17 protein-coding genes, 1 other RNA gene and 2 pseudogenes are annotated in these 15918 nt (G+C 62.8%); 13 read left to right on the top strand and 7 right to left on the bottom strand.

The window, feature by feature from the left end; genetic code table 11:
- From RFN28_RS32195 to RFN28_RS32160, 8 genes are all read left to right on the top strand, one after another.
- On the top strand, positions 1-520 hold a 520-nt coding region (locus tag RFN28_RS32195; RefSeq protein WP_502572789.1), incomplete at its 5' end, for an ABC transporter ATP-binding protein C-terminal domain-containing protein.
- The gene (locus tag RFN28_RS32190) at positions 520-1248 is read left to right on the top strand and encodes an ABC transporter ATP-binding protein (protein ID WP_320291192.1); all 729 of its coding nucleotides are present in this window, start codon (positions 520-522) and stop codon (positions 1246-1248) included. The genes RFN28_RS32195 and RFN28_RS32190, both read left to right, overlap by 1 nt.
- 18 nt (positions 1249-1266) lie before the next feature.
- Positions 1267-1614: a DUF6867 family protein gene (locus tag RFN28_RS32185; protein ID WP_320291191.1), complete on the top strand. Its 348-nt coding sequence runs from the start codon at positions 1267-1269 to the stop codon at positions 1612-1614.
- A 137-nt stretch (positions 1615-1751) separates the two neighbouring features.
- Positions 1752-2870, top strand: a complete 1119-nt coding sequence (locus RFN28_RS32180) for a branched-chain amino acid ABC transporter substrate-binding protein (RefSeq protein WP_320262380.1) — start codon at positions 1752-1754, stop codon at positions 2868-2870.
- 374 nt (positions 2871-3244) lie between these two features.
- Positions 3245-6703 carry a pyruvate carboxylase gene (gene pyc, locus RFN28_RS32175; RefSeq protein WP_320291190.1) on the top strand — a complete coding sequence of 1153 codons (3459 nt, stop codon included), beginning with the start codon at positions 3245-3247 and terminating at the stop codon, positions 6701-6703.
- Between the two features lie 332 nt (positions 6704-7035).
- Entirely contained in the window at positions 7036-7296 is a 261-nt protein-coding gene (locus RFN28_RS32170) for a DUF2312 domain-containing protein (RefSeq protein ID WP_320291189.1), read from the top strand.
- A gap of 21 nt (positions 7297-7317) precedes the next feature.
- Positions 7318-7758, top strand: a complete 441-nt coding sequence (locus RFN28_RS32165; RefSeq protein ID WP_320291188.1) for a hypothetical protein — start codon at positions 7318-7320, stop codon at positions 7756-7758.
- 7 nt (positions 7759-7765) lie between these two features.
- Entirely contained in the window at positions 7766-8065 is a 300-nt protein-coding gene (locus tag RFN28_RS32160; RefSeq protein ID WP_320291187.1) for a hypothetical protein, read from the top strand.
- Positions 8066-8140: 75 nt separating this feature from the next.
- Here the strand turns inward: RFN28_RS32160 and msrB are convergent, their stop codons facing one another.
- From msrB to RFN28_RS32140, 4 genes and pseudogenes are all read right to left on the bottom strand, one after another.
- A complete protein-coding gene (msrB, locus tag RFN28_RS32155; RefSeq protein WP_040974413.1) occupies positions 8141-8545 on the bottom strand; it encodes a peptide-methionine (R)-S-oxide reductase MsrB in 405 nt (134 codons plus the stop codon).
- 96 nt (positions 8546-8641) lie between these two features.
- Positions 8642-9833 (bottom strand): annotated as a pseudogene (locus RFN28_RS32150) (vWA domain-containing protein).
- A gap of 6 nt (positions 9834-9839) precedes the next feature.
- Positions 9840-10286 (bottom strand): GNAT family N-acetyltransferase, encoded by a 447-nt coding sequence (locus RFN28_RS32145; protein ID WP_320291186.1) that lies wholly within the window; start codon positions 10284-10286, stop codon positions 9840-9842.
- An 89-nt stretch (positions 10287-10375) separates the two neighbouring features.
- On the bottom strand, positions 10376-11215 hold the full coding sequence (locus RFN28_RS32140) for an AAA family ATPase (protein WP_320291185.1): 840 nt from the start codon (positions 11213-11215) through the stop codon (positions 10376-10378).
- A gap of 126 nt (positions 11216-11341) precedes the next feature.
- Here RFN28_RS32140 and ssrS point away from each other — a divergent pair.
- From ssrS to RFN28_RS32115, 5 genes are all read left to right on the top strand, one after another.
- Positions 11342-11497: non-coding RNA, 6S RNA (ssrS, locus tag RFN28_RS32135), on the top strand.
- Between the two features lie 82 nt (positions 11498-11579).
- Entirely contained in the window at positions 11580-12161 is a 582-nt protein-coding gene (locus RFN28_RS32130; protein ID WP_320291184.1) for a 5-formyltetrahydrofolate cyclo-ligase, read from the top strand.
- Positions 12162-12207: 46 nt separating this feature from the next.
- Entirely contained in the window at positions 12208-12804 is a 597-nt protein-coding gene (locus RFN28_RS32125) for a BrnT family toxin (protein WP_320291181.1), read from the top strand.
- Positions 12801-13625: a TIGR00282 family metallophosphoesterase gene (locus tag RFN28_RS32120; protein WP_320291178.1), complete on the top strand. Its 825-nt coding sequence runs from the start codon at positions 12801-12803 to the stop codon at positions 13623-13625. Before RFN28_RS32125 ends, RFN28_RS32120 begins: the two co-directional genes overlap by 4 nt.
- Positions 13626-13705: 80 nt before the next feature.
- On the top strand, positions 13706-14470 hold the full coding sequence (locus RFN28_RS32115; protein WP_320291177.1) for a TerC family protein: 765 nt from the start codon (positions 13706-13708) through the stop codon (positions 14468-14470).
- 23 nt (positions 14471-14493) lie between these two features.
- On the opposite strand, the pseudogene RFN28_RS32110 reads toward RFN28_RS32115, so the two are convergent.
- The 3 genes and pseudogenes from RFN28_RS32110 to RFN28_RS32100 form a co-directional block, all read right to left on the bottom strand.
- Positions 14494-14960: pseudogene (locus RFN28_RS32110) on the bottom strand (SRPBCC family protein).
- Between the two features lie 20 nt (positions 14961-14980).
- Entirely contained in the window at positions 14981-15370 is a 390-nt protein-coding gene (locus RFN28_RS32105) for a VOC family protein (protein ID WP_320291176.1), read from the bottom strand.
- 16 nt (positions 15371-15386) lie between these two features.
- Positions 15387-15869 carry an SRPBCC domain-containing protein gene (locus tag RFN28_RS32100; RefSeq protein WP_320291175.1) on the bottom strand — a complete coding sequence of 161 codons (483 nt, stop codon included), beginning with the start codon at positions 15867-15869 and terminating at the stop codon, positions 15387-15389.
- Positions 15870-15918 lie beyond the last annotated feature (49 nt).

The raw sequence follows: 15918 nt of genomic DNA, 5'->3' as shown, positions 1-15918 counted from the left end.
CATCAAGGACAACACCGGCACCTCGATCCTGCTCATCGAGCATGACATGTCGGTGGTCATGCAGATCTCCGACCATGTCGTGGTGCTCGAATACGGCCGCAAGATCTCCGATGGCAACCCGCAGTCGGTCAGGACCGACCCGCGCGTCATCGCCGCCTATCTCGGCGTCGACGACGAAGAGGTCGAAACCGTGCTCACCGAAGTCGGCGACGAGGATGTCATCGAGCAGCTCGATACCGGGCCGGATGCGGCGCACGGGCCGGGCAATTCCGCCTCGATGATGGCGGGACCGGTTTCCGATTCTGTCGAACACGCGGACGAAGGCGAGCGCGTCACGGTGTCGAAGGGCGCCTCGAAAGCGGCTCTGGTCGATGCACGCGCGACCTCAACAAGAAGCAAGCCGACCTCGCAGGCCGGAAAGCCCGCAGTGAAGCCGAAGTCCCCGGCCAAAAAGTCCACATCGCCGGCCAAGCCGGCCGCGAGATCCTCGACAGCCAAGCCGCGTGGAGGGCGTAAATAATGGCCGGCACAACGCTGCTCGATATCAAGGGCGTGCAGACCTACTACGGCAACATCCGGGCGCTGAACGGGGTGGACGTGAGCGTCAACCAGGGTGAGATCGTGGCGCTGATCGGCGCCAACGGCGCCGGCAAGTCGACGCTGATGATGACCATTTTTGGTGCCCCACGCCCTCGCGCCGGCACCATCACCTTCGCCGGCACCAACATCACCCAGCTGCCGACGCACGAGATCGCCCGCATGCGCATCGCCCAGTCGCCGGAGGGACGCCGCATCTTCCCGCGCATGACGGTGATGGAAAACCTGCAGATGGGCGCCAGCATCGACAACCTCAAGCATTTTGACGAGGATGCCGAGAAGGTGTTCGCGCTGTTCCCGCGGCTGAAGGAGCGCATCAACCAGCGCGGCGGCACGCTGTCGGGCGGCGAACAGCAGATGCTGTCGATCGGGCGCGCGCTGATGGGGCGGCCGAAGCTGCTTCTGCTCGATGAGCCGTCGCTGGGCCTGGCGCCGCTGATCGTCAAGCAGATCTTCGACGCCATCCGCGAACTGAACAGGACCCAAGGGCTGACCGTGTTCCTGGTCGAGCAGAACGCCTTCGGCGCGCTCAAGCTCGCCGATCGCGGCTATGTCATGGTCAACGGCAATGTGACGATGAGCGGCACCGGCAAGGAGCTGCTCGCCAATCCGGAAGTTCGCGCCGCCTATCTCGAAGGCGGGCATCACTAAGGTCGGGGGACATCAATCATGCAGGGCGTTCTCTACGAAGAAGCCTCGATCTGGCAGTTCCTGTTCGTCACCTGCCTGCTCGGCGGCTGGGCGGCATGGATGACCGGCAAGGCGGCGGCGCAGACCTGGAGCAGCCATGTCCGGCTGTTCTTCTATATGCTCGGTCTCGGCATCGGCATCAGGTTCATCCATCACGCCCTGTTCGAAGGCACGATGTTCTCGCTGCGCTACTATATCATCGACACCGTCGTGCTGATGATCCTAGGCTTCCTCGGCTATCAATACACGCGCACCAACCAGATGGTGACGCAATATAATTGGCTCTACGAAAGAGCTTCCTTATTGAGCTGGAAGCCGAAGGGTTGAGGTTCATGATTAACGTCGTTTCGGGGATGAATCGACGTGACAAGTGCCTGAAAATCGGCATTCTATGCTTTCTGCGATAAGGGTGGGCATCGCATGAAAGTATCATCCACGCCCACTCCGTAAATGGGAGCGTTTCAATGAAAAAATCACTCTTGTCCGCCGTGGCGCTGACCGCGTTCATCGCGTTCAGCGGCAGCGCGTGGGCCGACATCCTGATCGGCGTCGCCGGTCCGATCACTGGCCCGAACGCCGCTTTCGGCGCGCAGCTGCAGAAGGGCGCGGAACAGGCGGTCGCCGACATCAACGCGGCGGGCGGCATCAATGGGCAGCAGCTCAAGCTCGAGATCGGCGACGACGTCTCCGATCCCAAGCAGGGCATCTCGGTCGCCAACAAGTTCGTCGGCGACGGCGTCAAGTTCGTCGACGGCCACTTCAACTCTGGCGTGACCATTCCTGCGTCGGAAGTCTATGCGGAGAACGGCATCCTCGTCATGACGCCGTCGGCGACCAATCCGAAGCTCACCGAGCGCGGCCTGTGGAACACCTTCCGCACCTGCGGTCGCGACGACCAGCAGGGCAAGGTGGCGGGCGAATACATCGCCAAGAACTTCAAGGACGCCAAGATCGCCATCATCCACGACAAGACGCCTTACGGCCAGGGCCTTGCCGACGAGACCAAGAAGAACCTGAACGCCAACGGCATCAAGGAAGTTATGTATGAAGGCGTGAACGTCGGCGACAAGGACTTCTCGGCCCTCATCGCCAAGATGAAGGAAAATGGCGTCACCCTGATCTACTGGGGCGGCCTGCACACCGAAGCCGGTCTGATCATCCGTCAGTCGGCCGACCAGGGCCTGAAGGCGCCGATGTTCTCGGGCGACGGCATCGTCTCCAACGAACTGGCCTCGATCGCCGGCGACGCCGTTGCCGGTACGCTCAACACCTTCGCTCCGGATCCGCGCAAGAATCCGGCCGCCAAGGAAGTGGTGGAGAAGTTCCGCGCCGCCGGCTTCGAGCCGGAAGCCTACACGCTCTACTCCTATGCCGCGATCCAGATCATCTCTCAGGCCATTGCCAAGGTCGGCTCGGCCGACGATGCGCAGAAGGTTGCCGAGACGATCAAGTCCGGCGGTCCGTGGAAGACGGCGATCGGCGAGATCGGCTACGACTCCAAGGGCGACATCACCCGTCCGGACTACGTCATCTACGAATGGAAGAAGGGCGAGGACGGCAAGTACAGCTACTTCGAGAAATAAGCCGGCAAACAGAAGCCGACTTTTCGCGATGCCCGGCGCTCAGCGCCGGGCATTTTCTTTATGGCGCGTCGCGTTGAAGCCGGATTCAAGCGACGCGCTTTAAAGTCCTTTTTTGATGCATGTCGTTCGCCCAACCGCTGCGCACTTTTTGGGCGACATGCATTATCGGATGCTCCCTCGCCACGCGCCGTCAGTCCCTCGCCGGGAACCCCTTTGCAGGCCGCTCTGGACCGTTGCATGAATGACAGCGGCTGTTTTGGCGCAAACGAACGATTTAAATCGGTTTAAGTGTCGCGCGATTTAGTTTGCGCTGCAGCATTTTCACGCTAATCATTGCGCCGTTCATCTCACTTTCCGCTGCTGGAGCCCAGTCCTTGGCAATCACGAAGATCCTCGTCGCCAACCGGTCCGAAATCGCCATCCGCGTCTTTCGCGCGGCCAACGAGCTTGGCCTCAAAACCGTGGCGATCTGGGCGGAAGAGGACAAATATTCGCTGCACCGCTTCAAGGCCGACGAAAGCTACCAGGTCGGGCGCGGGCCGCATCTGGCCAAGGACATGGGGCCGATCGAAAGCTATCTTTCGATTGACGAGGTGATCCGCGTCGCCAAGCTGTCGGGCGCGGATGCCATCCATCCCGGCTATGGCCTGTTGTCGGAGAGCCCGGAATTCGCCGAGGCCTGTGCGGCCGCCGGCATCACCTTCATCGGGCCGAAGCCGGAGACGATGCGCCGGCTCGGCAACAAGGTTGCCGCGCGCAACCTGGCGATCGAGGTCGGCGTACCGGTCGTGCCTGCCACCGATCCGCTGCCGGACGACATGGAAGAGGTGAAGAAGCTCGCCGCGGGAATCGGCTATCCGGTGATGCTCAAGGCCTCATGGGGCGGCGGCGGCCGCGGCATGCGCGCCATCCGCGCGGAAGCCGACCTTGCGCGCGAGGTGATGGAAGGCAAGCGCGAGGCGAAAGCCGCCTTCGGCAAGGACGAGGTCTATCTCGAGAAGCTGATCGAGCGCGCCCGCCATGTCGAGGTGCAGGTGCTTGGCGACACCCATGGCAACGCGGTGCATCTGTTCGAGCGCGACTGCTCGATCCAGCGCCGCAACCAGAAGGTCGTCGAGCGCGCGCCGGCTCCCTACCTCAGCGACGAGCTGCGCCAGGAGCTCTGCGGCTACGCGTTGAAGATCGCGCGCGAGACCAGCTATATCGGCGCCGGCACGGTCGAGTTCCTGCAGGACGCCGACACCGGCAGGTTCTACTTCATCGAAGTCAACCCGCGCATCCAGGTCGAGCATACCGTCACCGAGATGGTAACCGGCATCGACATCGTGAAGGCGCAGATCCACATCCTCGATGGCTTTGCCATCGGCACGCCGGATTCCGGCGTGCCGGCGCAGCAGGATATCAAGCTCAACGGCCACGCGCTGCAATGCCGCATCACCACAGAGGATCCGGAGCAGAATTTCATCCCGGATTACGGCCGCATCACCGCCTATCGCGGCGCGACCGGCTTCGGCATCCGCCTTGACGGCGGCACCGCCTATTCGGGCGCGGTCATCACCCGCTTCTACGATCCGCTGCTCGAGAAGATCACCGCCTGGGCGCCGACGCCGCTCGAAGCGATCCGGCGCATGAACCGGGCGCTGCGCGAATTCCGCATCCGCGGCGTGGCGACCAACCTCACCTTCCTCGAAGCGATCATCAACCACCCGAGCTTCGCCGACAATTCCTACACCACCAAGTTCATCGACACGACACCGGAACTGTTCCAGCAGGTGAAGCGGCAGGACCGCGCCACCAAGCTGCTCAACTATCTCGCCGACGTAAGCGTCAACGGCCATCCGGAGACGCGCGGACGGCCGATGCCCAAGGCCGATGCCGCGGCACCCGTCGTGCCCTATCTCAACGGCAAGGTGTCGGACGGCAGCAAGCAGAAGTTCGATGCGCTCGGACCTCAGAAGTTCGCGGCCTGGATGCGCGAGCAAGCCCAAGTGCTGGTCACCGACACGACGATGCGCGATGGCCACCAGTCGCTGCTCGCCACCCGCATGCGCACCTATGACATTGCCGGCATCGCCGGCACCTATGCGCGGGCATTGCCGCAGCTGTTGTCGCTGGAATGCTGGGGCGGCGCGACGTTCGACGTCGCCATGCGCTTCCTCACCGAGGATCCTTGGGAGCGGCTGTCGCGGGTGCGCGAGGCTGCGCCCAACCTTCTGCTGCAGATGCTGCTGCGCGGTGCCAACGGCGTCGGCTATACCAACTATCCCGACAATGTCGTGCAGCATTTCGTCAAACAGGCAGCCGCCGGCGGCGTCGACCTGTTCCGCGTCTTCGACTGTCTGAACTGGGTCGAGAACATGCGCGTCGCCATGGACGCGGTGGGCGCCGAGGGCAAGCTGATCGAAGCGGCGATGTGCTACACCGGCGATATCCTCGATCCGGCGCGCGCCAAATACGATCTCAAATATTATGTCGGGCTGGCGAAGGAGCTGGAAGCCGCCGGCGCGCACATCATCGCGGTGAAGGACATGGCGGGGCTGTTGAAGCCGTCGGCCGCGCGCGTGCTGTTCAAGGCGCTGCGCGAGGCCACGGACCTGCCGATCCATTTCCACACGCATGACACGTCCGGCCTGTCGGCGGCGACGGTGCTGGCGGCGGTGGAAACCGGCGTCGATGCGATCGACGCGGCGATGGATTCCTTCTCCGGCAACACTTCGCAGCCCTGCCTCGGCTCGATCGTCGAGGCGCTGAAGGGCACGGAACGCGACCCCGGCCTCGATCCGCAGTGGATCCGCCATATCTCCTTCTATTGGGAAGCGGTGCGCAACCAGTATGCCGCCTTCGAAAGCGACCTCAAGGGACCGGCCTCGGAGGTCTATCTGCACGAGATGCCGGGCGGCCAGTTCACCAACCTCAAGGAGCAGGCGCGCTCGCTCGGTCTCGAAACGCGCTGGCACGAGGTGGCGCAGGCCTATCATGACGTCAACCTGATGTTCGGCGATATCGTCAAGGTGACGCCGTCGTCCAAGGTGGTCGGCGACATGGCGCTGATGATGGTGAGCCAGGAGCTTACGGTCGCCGATGTCGAGAACCCAGCAAAGGACATCGCTTTCCCGGATTCGGTCGTCTCGATGCTGCGCGGCGATCTCGGCCAGTCGCCCGGCGGATGGCCGCAAGCGCTGCAGAAGAAGGTGCTGAAGGGCGAGAAGCCGATCACGGTTAGGCCAGGCTCGCTGCTCAAGCCGGCCAACCTCAAGGCGAGCCGCAAGGAGATCGAGGAGAAGCTCGAGCGCAAGCTCAGCGAGTATGAATTCGCCTCCTGGCTGATGTATCCAAAGGTCTTCACCGACTTTGCCGCCGCGCAGGAAACCTACGGGCCGGTCAGCGTGCTGCCGACGCCGACCTATTTCTACGGCATGAAGTCGGAAGACGAGATCTTCGTCGATATCGAGAAGGGCAAGACCTTGGTGGTACGCTGCCAGGCGTTTGGCGATGTCGACGAAAAGGGCATGGTCACCGTCTTCTTCGAGCTCAACGGCCAGCCGCGCCGCGTGAAGGTGCCGGACCGCGCGCATGGCGCCTCGGCCGCCAAGGCGCGGCGCAAGGCGGAGCCGGGCAACGAGGCGCATATCGGCGCGCCGATGCCGGGCGTGGTGTCGGCGCTCGCCGTGACGCAAGGCCAGGCGGTCAAGGCAGGCGATGTGCTGCTCTCGATCGAGGCGATGAAGATGGAAACGGCGCTGCATGCCGAGCGCGACGGCGTGGTCGCCGAAGTGCTGGTCAAGGCCGGCGACCAGATCGATGCGAAGGATCTGCTGATCGCTTTCGGGTAAGGTGTGCTGATATTCAGGTGAGGCCGGCCTGCAAATGGCGGCTTCCTGCGCTTCCGGCCTTCGCCGGCCGAAGCACTCATGAGTCGCGGTGCAGTTTAAGGCTACGGCCGGCGTAGGCCGGTGCTCACGTACCTGAAGTACGCTCCGCTCCGGTTCTCGGAAACCACCATTCTCGGCTCGGCCTGGCCCGAATCTCAACACACCTTAGGGGTGCCCTGGCCCTTCATGCCGCATCGATAATGTCTTGACCCGCCGCGCCTGCTCGGGCATCGAACCGGCTCCAATTTCGCCGGGGCGGGAATCGCCGTGGCGCAAAAAACGCGGAGAGAAAAATGGCCGACGAGATCACCGAAACCAGCCAGACTGTAGCCGCCGGCCAGCTGCGCGCTATCATCGAGCGCATCGAGCGGCTCGAGGAAGAGAAGAAGACGATTTCCGACGACATCAAGGACGTCTATGCCGAGGCCAAGGGTACCGGCTTTGACGTTAAGGCGGTGCGGCAGCTGGTTAGAATGCGCAAGCAGGACCAGGCCGAGCGACAGGAAGCCGAGGCGATCCTCGACCTCTACAAGGCCGCGCTCGGCATGGTCTAAGGCTCATGGCCGGAGACGGCCATGAGTGAGTTCGACTTCGGCGGCCGCCGCGCTTCGGAGTTCCGCCATCGCGGCTTCTGGGCGCTGTTCGCCGAACGGCACCCGCATGAAAGGGCGCGGCTGGCGAGGCGCGGGCCGTGGTTCTGGCAGCGTGGAATGCCCGAATTCGGGCTGGTGCTTTCCATGTATGTCGCGCCCAGCGAGGACGTGGTCGGAGTCTTCTTCGGCCGCAACGAGAAGTTCGGCGCAACGGACGTCTGGTCGCGGCTGAAGCCGTTCCAGCCGGCCATTGAGGCGCGGCTGAAGCTCAGACCGGAGCAGAGTGCGCAAAACCTCGGCATCAACTCGCAGTGGCGGGTCAACTGTTTTGCCGAGGACAACTGGCCGGCCATGGCTGACTGGCTGGTGACGGAATGCTCGCGCTTCGAGCGCGCCGTGATTGAGGTGCTGAGCGAGGAGTAGACCGCAGGTGGTCGCCAGCTTCTTCCGTTCTCGTTGGCAAGGCAAAACGCCGCTCGTCCGATTGTTCTGGCGCGACATGCTTCTTGTCGGCACGGCGATCAACATCGCGTTGTCGGGGTTGGCGCTCGTCCTGCTCGGGCTGAAGCTGCCGCTCTGGCTGGTTCTGACGGTGCATTTCCTGCCCGTTCCCTACAATATCTTCCTCACCCTTGCCGTTTGGCGAACGGTGGAGAAAACCGGCGGCGCAAAGGCATCGCTGATGATGTTGGGCTCGGCGCTCTGGCTGATTGCAACGGCGGTTGGCTGAGCGGCGCCAGGCCTCCTCGCAAACAAAAAGGGCGGCCCAAGCCGCCCTTCCTTGCAAGTGTCGATCGGGCGCGGTTCAGGCCGCCGGCTCGAATCTGAGCGCCACGCCGTTGATGCAATAGCGCAGGCCGGTCGGGGGCGGACCATCCTCGAAGACGTGGCCGAGATGGCTGCCGCAGCGCGAGCAGTGGCATTCGGTGCGGACCATGCCGTAGCTGCGGTCGACAGTGGTCTCGATCGAACCCGGGACCGGATCGTTGAAGCTCGGCCAACCGGTGCCGCTCTCGAACTTCAGCTTGGATTCGAACAGTGGCTGGTCGCAGCCGACGCAGAAGAAGGTGCCGGCGCGCTTCTCGTAGAGCAGGGCGCAGCTTCCGGGGCGCTCGGTGCCGTGGTTGCGCATGACGGCGTACTGCTCCGGCGTCAGCCGGGCGCGCCACTCGGCATCGCTGCGGGTGACGGGGTAGGCGTGGGTGTCCATGAAATCTCCTCGGCCTTTGGCGGCTCGTTGTTGGTGCAACCGATATTCGCCCCAACATAGGCATTTGTTACAGGCCTGCCCAGCCAGAGCCGTTCGCTAATGTTTGCGAGAAAGCTGCTTCGTCGCCGCTTCGAGCCCAGCAAGCGTCAGCGGGAACATGCGGCCGCCGAAGATTTCGCTGATCATCGCGATTGAGTGGGTGTAGCGCCAGTTCTTCTCAGCTTCCGGGTTGAGCCAGACCGCGTTCGGCCATTGCTGAAGAAGACGCGCGAGCCAGACGCTGCCGGCCTCCGGGTTCCAGTGCTCGACCGAGCCGCCGGGCTGGGCGATCTCGTAAGGGCTCATCGAGGCGTCGCCGACGACGATCACCTTGTAGTCCGGCCCGTATTTGTGGATGAGGTCTAAGGTCGGGATCGTCTCGGCAAGCCGGCGTCGATTGTCCTTCCAGACGCGCTCGTAAAGGCAGTTGTGGAAGTAGAAATATTCGAGCTGGCGGAATTCGGCGCGGGCGGCCGAAAACAATTCCTCGACGGCGCGGATATGGTCGTGCATCGAGCCGCCGACATCGAAGAACATCAGAAGCTTCACTGCATTGCGGCGCTCGGGCCGGGTTCTCACATCGAGATAGCCATGCTCGGCGGTGGCGTGGATGGTGCCGGGCAGGTCGAATTCTTCCTCGGCGCCCTCGCGCACCCAGCGGCGCAGGCGCTTCAGCGCGACCTTGATGTTGCGCGTGCCGAGCTCGACCGCGTCGTCGAAATTCCTGAACTCGCGCTTGTCCCAGACTTTTACCGCGCGACGGTGCCGGCTTTCGTGCTGGCCGATGCGCACGCCTTCCGGATTGTAGCCATAGGCGCCGAAGGGCGAGGTGCCGCCGGTGCCGATCCATTTCGAGCCGCCCTGGTGGCGGCCCTTCTGCTCCTCCAGCCGCTGCTTCAAGGTCTCCATCAGCTTGTCGAAGCCGCCGAGAGCCTCGACCAGTCTCTTCTCCTCGTCGGTCAGGTGCTTTTCGGCGAGCCGGCGCAGCCATTCCTCCGGAATGTTGGCGACGTCGACCGCGTCCGGGCCAGTGACCGCCTCGACGCCCTTGAAGACATGCGCGAACACCTGGTCGAAAACGGTCGATATGGCGCTCGTCCTTCACCAGAGCCGAGCGCGCGAGGTAGTAGAAACCCTCGATATCGTAGTCGACCAATCCCGCTTCCAGCCCTTCCAGCAGTGACAGGTACTCCCGGAGCGAAACGGGAACCCGCGCGGCCTTCAATTCGAGGAAGAAGGGGATGAACATGGCCCCTTATAGCAGGTCGTACTCGATGAAGCCCGTGCGGCGCGCGACATGGTCGTAGAGCCGGCGTGCGGTGGCGTTGGTCTCGTGCGTCATCCAGTAGACGTTCTTCACACCGATCTTGCTGGCATCGTCCTGCACCGCTTTGATCAGCGCCGCGCCGACGCCCTTGCCGCGCACTTCGGGGTCGGCGAACAGGTCCTGCAGGTAGCAGTTGTTGACCTGCGACCAGCAGGAGCGGTGGTAGAGATAGTGAGTGAGGCCCACAGGCTTGCCGTCAAGTGTAGCGATAAAACCCTTCGGCTCGAATTCGCCTGCCGTGAACAGGCGCTTCCAGGTGACGTCGTAGACCTCGTGCGGCAGCTTGGTCTCGTAGAAGGTGAGGTAGGCTGTCCACAGGCGCCGCCAGTCGGCATGGTCGGACTGTGCAAGCGGGCGGACGACGATTTCGGACATTTCTTCCTCCAATGCTTTGGTCCGAAGCTGCCGCAGCCACCGCTCGCCGGCAACGGTCCACAGCCCGGGAAAGCGCTGTTGCTGCCGGCCTATCCCTGCCGTCTCGCCATGAAAGCCAGGCGCTCGAAGAGGTGGACGTCCTGCTCGTTCTTCAACAGCGCTCCATGCAGCTTCGGCAGGATGTTCTTCGGATCGGTGCGCAAATCTTCCGGCGCGATGTCGTCGGCGACCAGCAGGCGGATCCAGTCGAGCGCTTCGGAGGTCGAGGGCTTCTTCTTCAAGCCCGGCACATCGCGGATCTCGTAGAACTGGGTGAGGGCCGCCCGCACCAGGTTCTGCTTGATGCCGGGATAATGCACGTCGACGATGCAGTGCAACGTCTCGATGTCGGGGAAGCTGATATAGTGGAAGAAGCAGCGGCGCAGGAAGGCGTCCGGCAGCTCCTTCTCGTTGTTCGAGGTGATGACGACAATCGGCCTGAATTCGGCGCGTATGGTCTCGCCGGTCTCGTAGACGAAGAACTCCATCCGATCGAGCTCCTGCAAGAGGTCGTTCGGGAACTCGATGTCGGCCTTGTCGATCTCGTCGATCAAGAGAACCACTTTTCTCGGCGCGGCGAAGGCGTCCCAAAGCTTGCCGCGCTTGATGTAGTTCTTGATGTCGCTGAAACGGCCGTCGCCGAGCTGGCTGTCGCGCAGCCGCGAGACCGCGTCATATTCGTAAAGGCCCTGCTGCGCCTTGGTGGTCGATTTGACGTTCCATTCGATGAGATCCAGCCCGAGCGCCGCCGCCACCTGGCGGGCAAGCTCGGTCTTGCCGGTGCCGGGCTCGCCCTTGACCAGCAAGGGCCGCTCCAGCGCGATCGCGGCATTGACCGCAACCATCAGATCCTTGTCGGCGACATAGGCCGCGGTACCCTCGAAACGCATTTTTTTTCCTATCCGTGCGGCGGGACCGTAAGGAGCCAAGTGGATGCGCGCAAGCTTTGACTGGCCGTTCGTTTCTCGCCCTTCGTCTCTCTGGCGCTCGGCCGACCGCCGGCTTATATTGGCGTCGGCGGTCTGCGCTTCCCGGCAGGAGAAACTTATCCCCGGGGCCTTATCGATCCTTAGGGAGCTGTCCCTGGGAAGACCCGTGGGTTTTCTCACACGGCGCCCACCTACTTTGTAGGCACCCGGGATCGACCTCTCCACCGGTTGTGTGGATCGCCGCTCTCCCGATTTTGGGATTTGTGCGGTAGAAAACGTCGCTCCTGAAACTCCATCCAAATCCGGCCTTTTCTAGCGTCTGAGCATGAACTCACCGAAAGACCTGAAGAAACGGCTTCGCAAGGAAGCGCTGGCGCGTCGCGATGCGCTCGACGAATTCTGGCGCGTCGAGATCGCGCTCGAAATGGCGGAAACCGCGAAGGAGCAAATCGCGGTCGAACCGGGCCAGGTGGTGTCCGGCTTCTGGCCGATGCGCTCCGAGGTCGACGTGCGGCCGCTGATGTTTGTGCTGCGCGAAAAGGGCGCCAGGCTCTGCCTGCCGGCGATCCTCGACAAGACCACGATCGTGTTCCGCGAACTGGTACACGGCGCGCCGATGGTCGACACGGGCTTCGGCACGGTCGGGCCGCATGAGGAGGCGGAAGTGCTCGACCCCTCGCTGATGCTGGTGCCGCTTGCCGCTTTCGACGCGCGCGGCCACCGCATCGGCTACGGCGCTGGCTACTATGATCGCGCGATCGCCAAGCTCGCCGAGAAAGGGCTGACGCCCAGGCTGATCGGCATCGCCTTCGACTGCCAGGAGGTTTCGATAGTGCCGGAGGAGAACCACGACGTGATCATCCAGGAAATACTGACCGAGAGCGGGTTGCGCCGGTTCAACGCTTGACGCAGGCGCCCGTCCGGCGAATACTACTGAAATCCAGTAGGGCAATATGCTTGAATTCGAATGGGACGGCGACAAGGCAGCGAGCAATCTTGCCAAGCACGGTGTGGCATTTTCAGACGCCAAGCGCTTGTTCGATGACATTCATGGGCTGCATTATGTCGATCGTTCCATGGACTATGAGGAAGAGCGCTTCATTGGTATCGGTATGATCAATGGGGTGGTTCTGACAGTGATTTATACCGAACGTGGCGACCGAATAAGACTGATCTCCGCCAGGCGACACGCCATGAGCAGAAAGCATATGACGAAGCACGCCAAGGTTGAGTCTGAAAGCGATTGGGATCGCCTGCGCAGCATGAGCGATGCGGAGGCAGAGTCCGGCGCCTTGGCCGACAAAGACAATCCACCCTTGACCAGGGATCGACTAAACATGGCGCCTGTCGCGCGCGTCAAAGTGATCCGCCGGGCCCTGCATCTTACGCAGGAGGAATTTTCCATCCGCTACCTCATTCCGCTCGGCACGCTGAGGGACTGGGAGCAAGGCAGAACCGAGCCGGATCAGGCCGCGCAGGCTTACCTGCGGGTTATCGCCAAGGAGCCGGAGACGGTGTCGCGGGCGCTTGGTACGCGCGACGCTGCATGAGACTTCTTTTCCTTGGCGACATGGTCGGTAAAACCGGGCGCACGGCGGTGTGGGAACAACTGCCGGGGCTGATCTCCGACTTCAAGCTCGACTTCGTCATCGTCAATGGCGAGAACGCCGCCGGCGGCTTCGGCATCACCGAGGAAATCTTCCGCGAGACGCTTGCGGCGGGCGCCGATGTCGTCACCACCGGCAACCATGTCTGGGACCAACGCGACGCGCTGATCTTCGCGCCGCGCGAGGAGCGCTTTCTGCGCCCTTCCAATTTTCCCAAGGGCACGCCGGGGCGCGGCTCCGGCGTCTACATCGCCAGGAACGGCGCGCGGGTGCTCGTCGCCAACATCATGGGCCGCGTGTTCATGCATCCCGAGCTCGACGATCCGTTCCAGGCCGGCGAGCGCGAGCTTTCGGCCTGCCCGCTCGGCGAGCAGGCGGATGCCGTCGTTATCGATTTCCATGCGGAGGCGACGTCGGAGAAGATGTGCTTTGCGCATTTCGTCGACGGTCGCGCCAGCCTCGTGGTCGGCACCCACACGCACCAGCCGACCGCCGACCATCAGATCCTCAACGGCGGCACCGCCTACATTTCGGATGCCGGCATGTGCGGCGATTACGATTCCTCGCTCGGCATGGACAAGGAAGAGCCTCTCAACCGCTTCCTGTCGAAAGTGCCGAAGGGCCGTTTCGAGGCGGCGAGCGGGCCGGCGACGCTGTGCGGTATCGGCGTCGAGATCTCCGACCGCACGGGACTGGCCGAGAAGATCGCGCCGTTTCGTCGCGGGCCGCGGCTGGAGGAAACGGTGCCGGCCTTCTGGTCGTGACATTGATATGAGGACCTCAAGCACCTAACTCCCGCGGAACCCGCCGAAACCTGCTTCAGATCGTAGAGGGGACGACCTCCATGCAGCTTGTCGAATTCCTGGCGCCGCACTTTGCCTTCGTTTCCGATCCGACCGCATGGATCGCCTTGTTGACGCTGGTGGTGCTGGAGGTCGTGCTCGGCATCGACAATTTGATTTTCGTCTCGATCCTCACCAACAAGTTGCCGGAAGCGCAGCGCGCCCGCGCCCGCAGGCTTGGCATCTCGGCGGCGCTGGTCATGCGCCTGATCCTGCTCGCCACAATCTCGGTCATCGTGCAATTGACGACGCCGGTGTTCACGGCGCTCGGGCACGGCTTTTCCTGGCGCGACCTGATCCTGATCGCCGGCGGCCTGTTCCTGGTCTGGAAGGCGACCAAGGAGATCCACCACACGGTCGACCCGCAGGATCATCAGGACACGATGATGGGCGGCACGCTGCAGATGAGCCTTGCCGGCGCGATCTTCCAGATTCTTTTGCTCGACCTCGTCTTCTCGATCGATTCCATCATCACCGCCGTCGGCATGACCGACGAGATCGCCATCATGTATATCGCGGTGATCGTGGCGGTGAGCGTGATGATGGCGGCGGCCGGACCGCTTGCCGATTTCATCGCCAGGAACCCGACGATCGTGATGCTGGCGCTGGGCTTCCTCTTGATGATCGGCATGACGCTGATCGCCGACGGCATGGGCTACCATGTGCCCAAGGGCTACATCTACGCCGCCATGGGTTTTTCCGCGCTGGTCGAGGGGCTCAACATGCTGGCGCGGCACCGCAGGAAGCAGAGGTCCAGTGGGCGCTAAGACCGCTACGGTGCGGCGGGCCTCTACCCGGCCGAGACACCCTTTGGGTGACGGTCGCCAACCAGGCCGAGCGTCAGCCCCTGTTCCAGCCACGCCTTGGCGCCGGCCAGCACCAGCGAGAAGCCGCCCGTGGAGTCGATGGCCTGCTTCACCTGCTCGTCGCCGCTGCCGGCGAAGCCGAAATTGCGGACTTCGAGGAAGGTCGCGTCGCCGGCATTTCGCTAAAAGTCCAGACGACTGTGGTCGGCGGATCGCTCCACTGCATGACGATCGTTTCGCCGGGCACGATCTCGCTGGCCGTGACGGTCGTCGAGACACCGTACATGCGCCATTCCCACTGAACCGGCTTGCCGCCGTCCAGCCGGCCGCTCCAATGCGTGAACCAGAATTTCGTCGTGATCGCCGGATCGACGATCGCCTTGAAAACTTCGGCGGCGGGCCGGCGGATCAGCATGCCGGCTTCGGCGGTGGGGCTCTCTTTGAGTTCCATGGCGTTCTCCCAATTTCGCATCAGGGCAGGTTGATCTGCCAGGAAACGCCAAACCGGTCGTTGAGCCAAGCAAAGCGGCGGCTGAAGCTGTAGTTGCCGGTCGGCATCGAGAACGAACCGTCCTTGGATAGAACGTCGACAATGCGCCCCAGTTCCTCGTCGGACGAACAGTCGACGAAGAAGGAGAAGGACGGCGTGAAGGTGAAGGCGTGATGCACCGGGCTGTTGAAGATCATGACTTCCGTGCCGCCAATGGAGGCGCGCGCCAGCTTGACCGTCCCTTCGGGCCCGTCCTCGTTCGGGCCGTAGCGCGTGACATCGATAACGCGGCTCGCCGGAATGGTCTCGCAATAAAGCGTCACGGCGTCCTCGGCCCTGCCTTCGAACATAAGGAACGGGGTTACCGTCACGGCCGGCCTCCTCAGCTCAGATGTTGGTCTCGTTGGCCGGCTCGCCCTTCATCTCGGCGCGATAGTAGCCGTCGCGCAAATTGATGCCGTATTCGAGATAGGCCTTCATGCAGGCAAGCATCTGCGACCAGCCCTCGCAATTCAGGTAGGACTTCTTCAGGCCGATCTCGCCTTCGCGCCAACCGCTCTCGGCGATGGTGACGAAGGTGCCGCCGTCATCCAGCGGCTCGAAATTCATTTCGATACGCGTCTTGTATGCCGGCTTGCCCTCGGCGTCGGTCGCATCCCAGCGCAGCACGATGCGCTTGTCCTTCGTCACCTCGTCGACTTCGACCGGCACTGTCTTCCACCAGGTGACGGTGGTGCCGGCGACCAGCGGGGCTGAAGCGCCGCCGATGGTGGTGAAATAGCCGCTGAGCTTCGTCGGATTGACGACGGCGTCGAAGACCTCGGCGACCGGCTTGCCGATGCGTCCGGAAATCCTGAATCCAAGAGACATATCCACAGCTCCTTCCTTGCTTGCCAAAACGATATGTTATAGAAATATA

The organism is Mesorhizobium album, from assembly GCF_033977205.1.
In the GTDB taxonomy this organism is placed as follows: Bacteria; Pseudomonadota; Alphaproteobacteria; order Rhizobiales; family Rhizobiaceae; genus Mesorhizobium; species Mesorhizobium album.
This window is presented reverse-complemented; position numbering and strand designations above follow the sequence as displayed.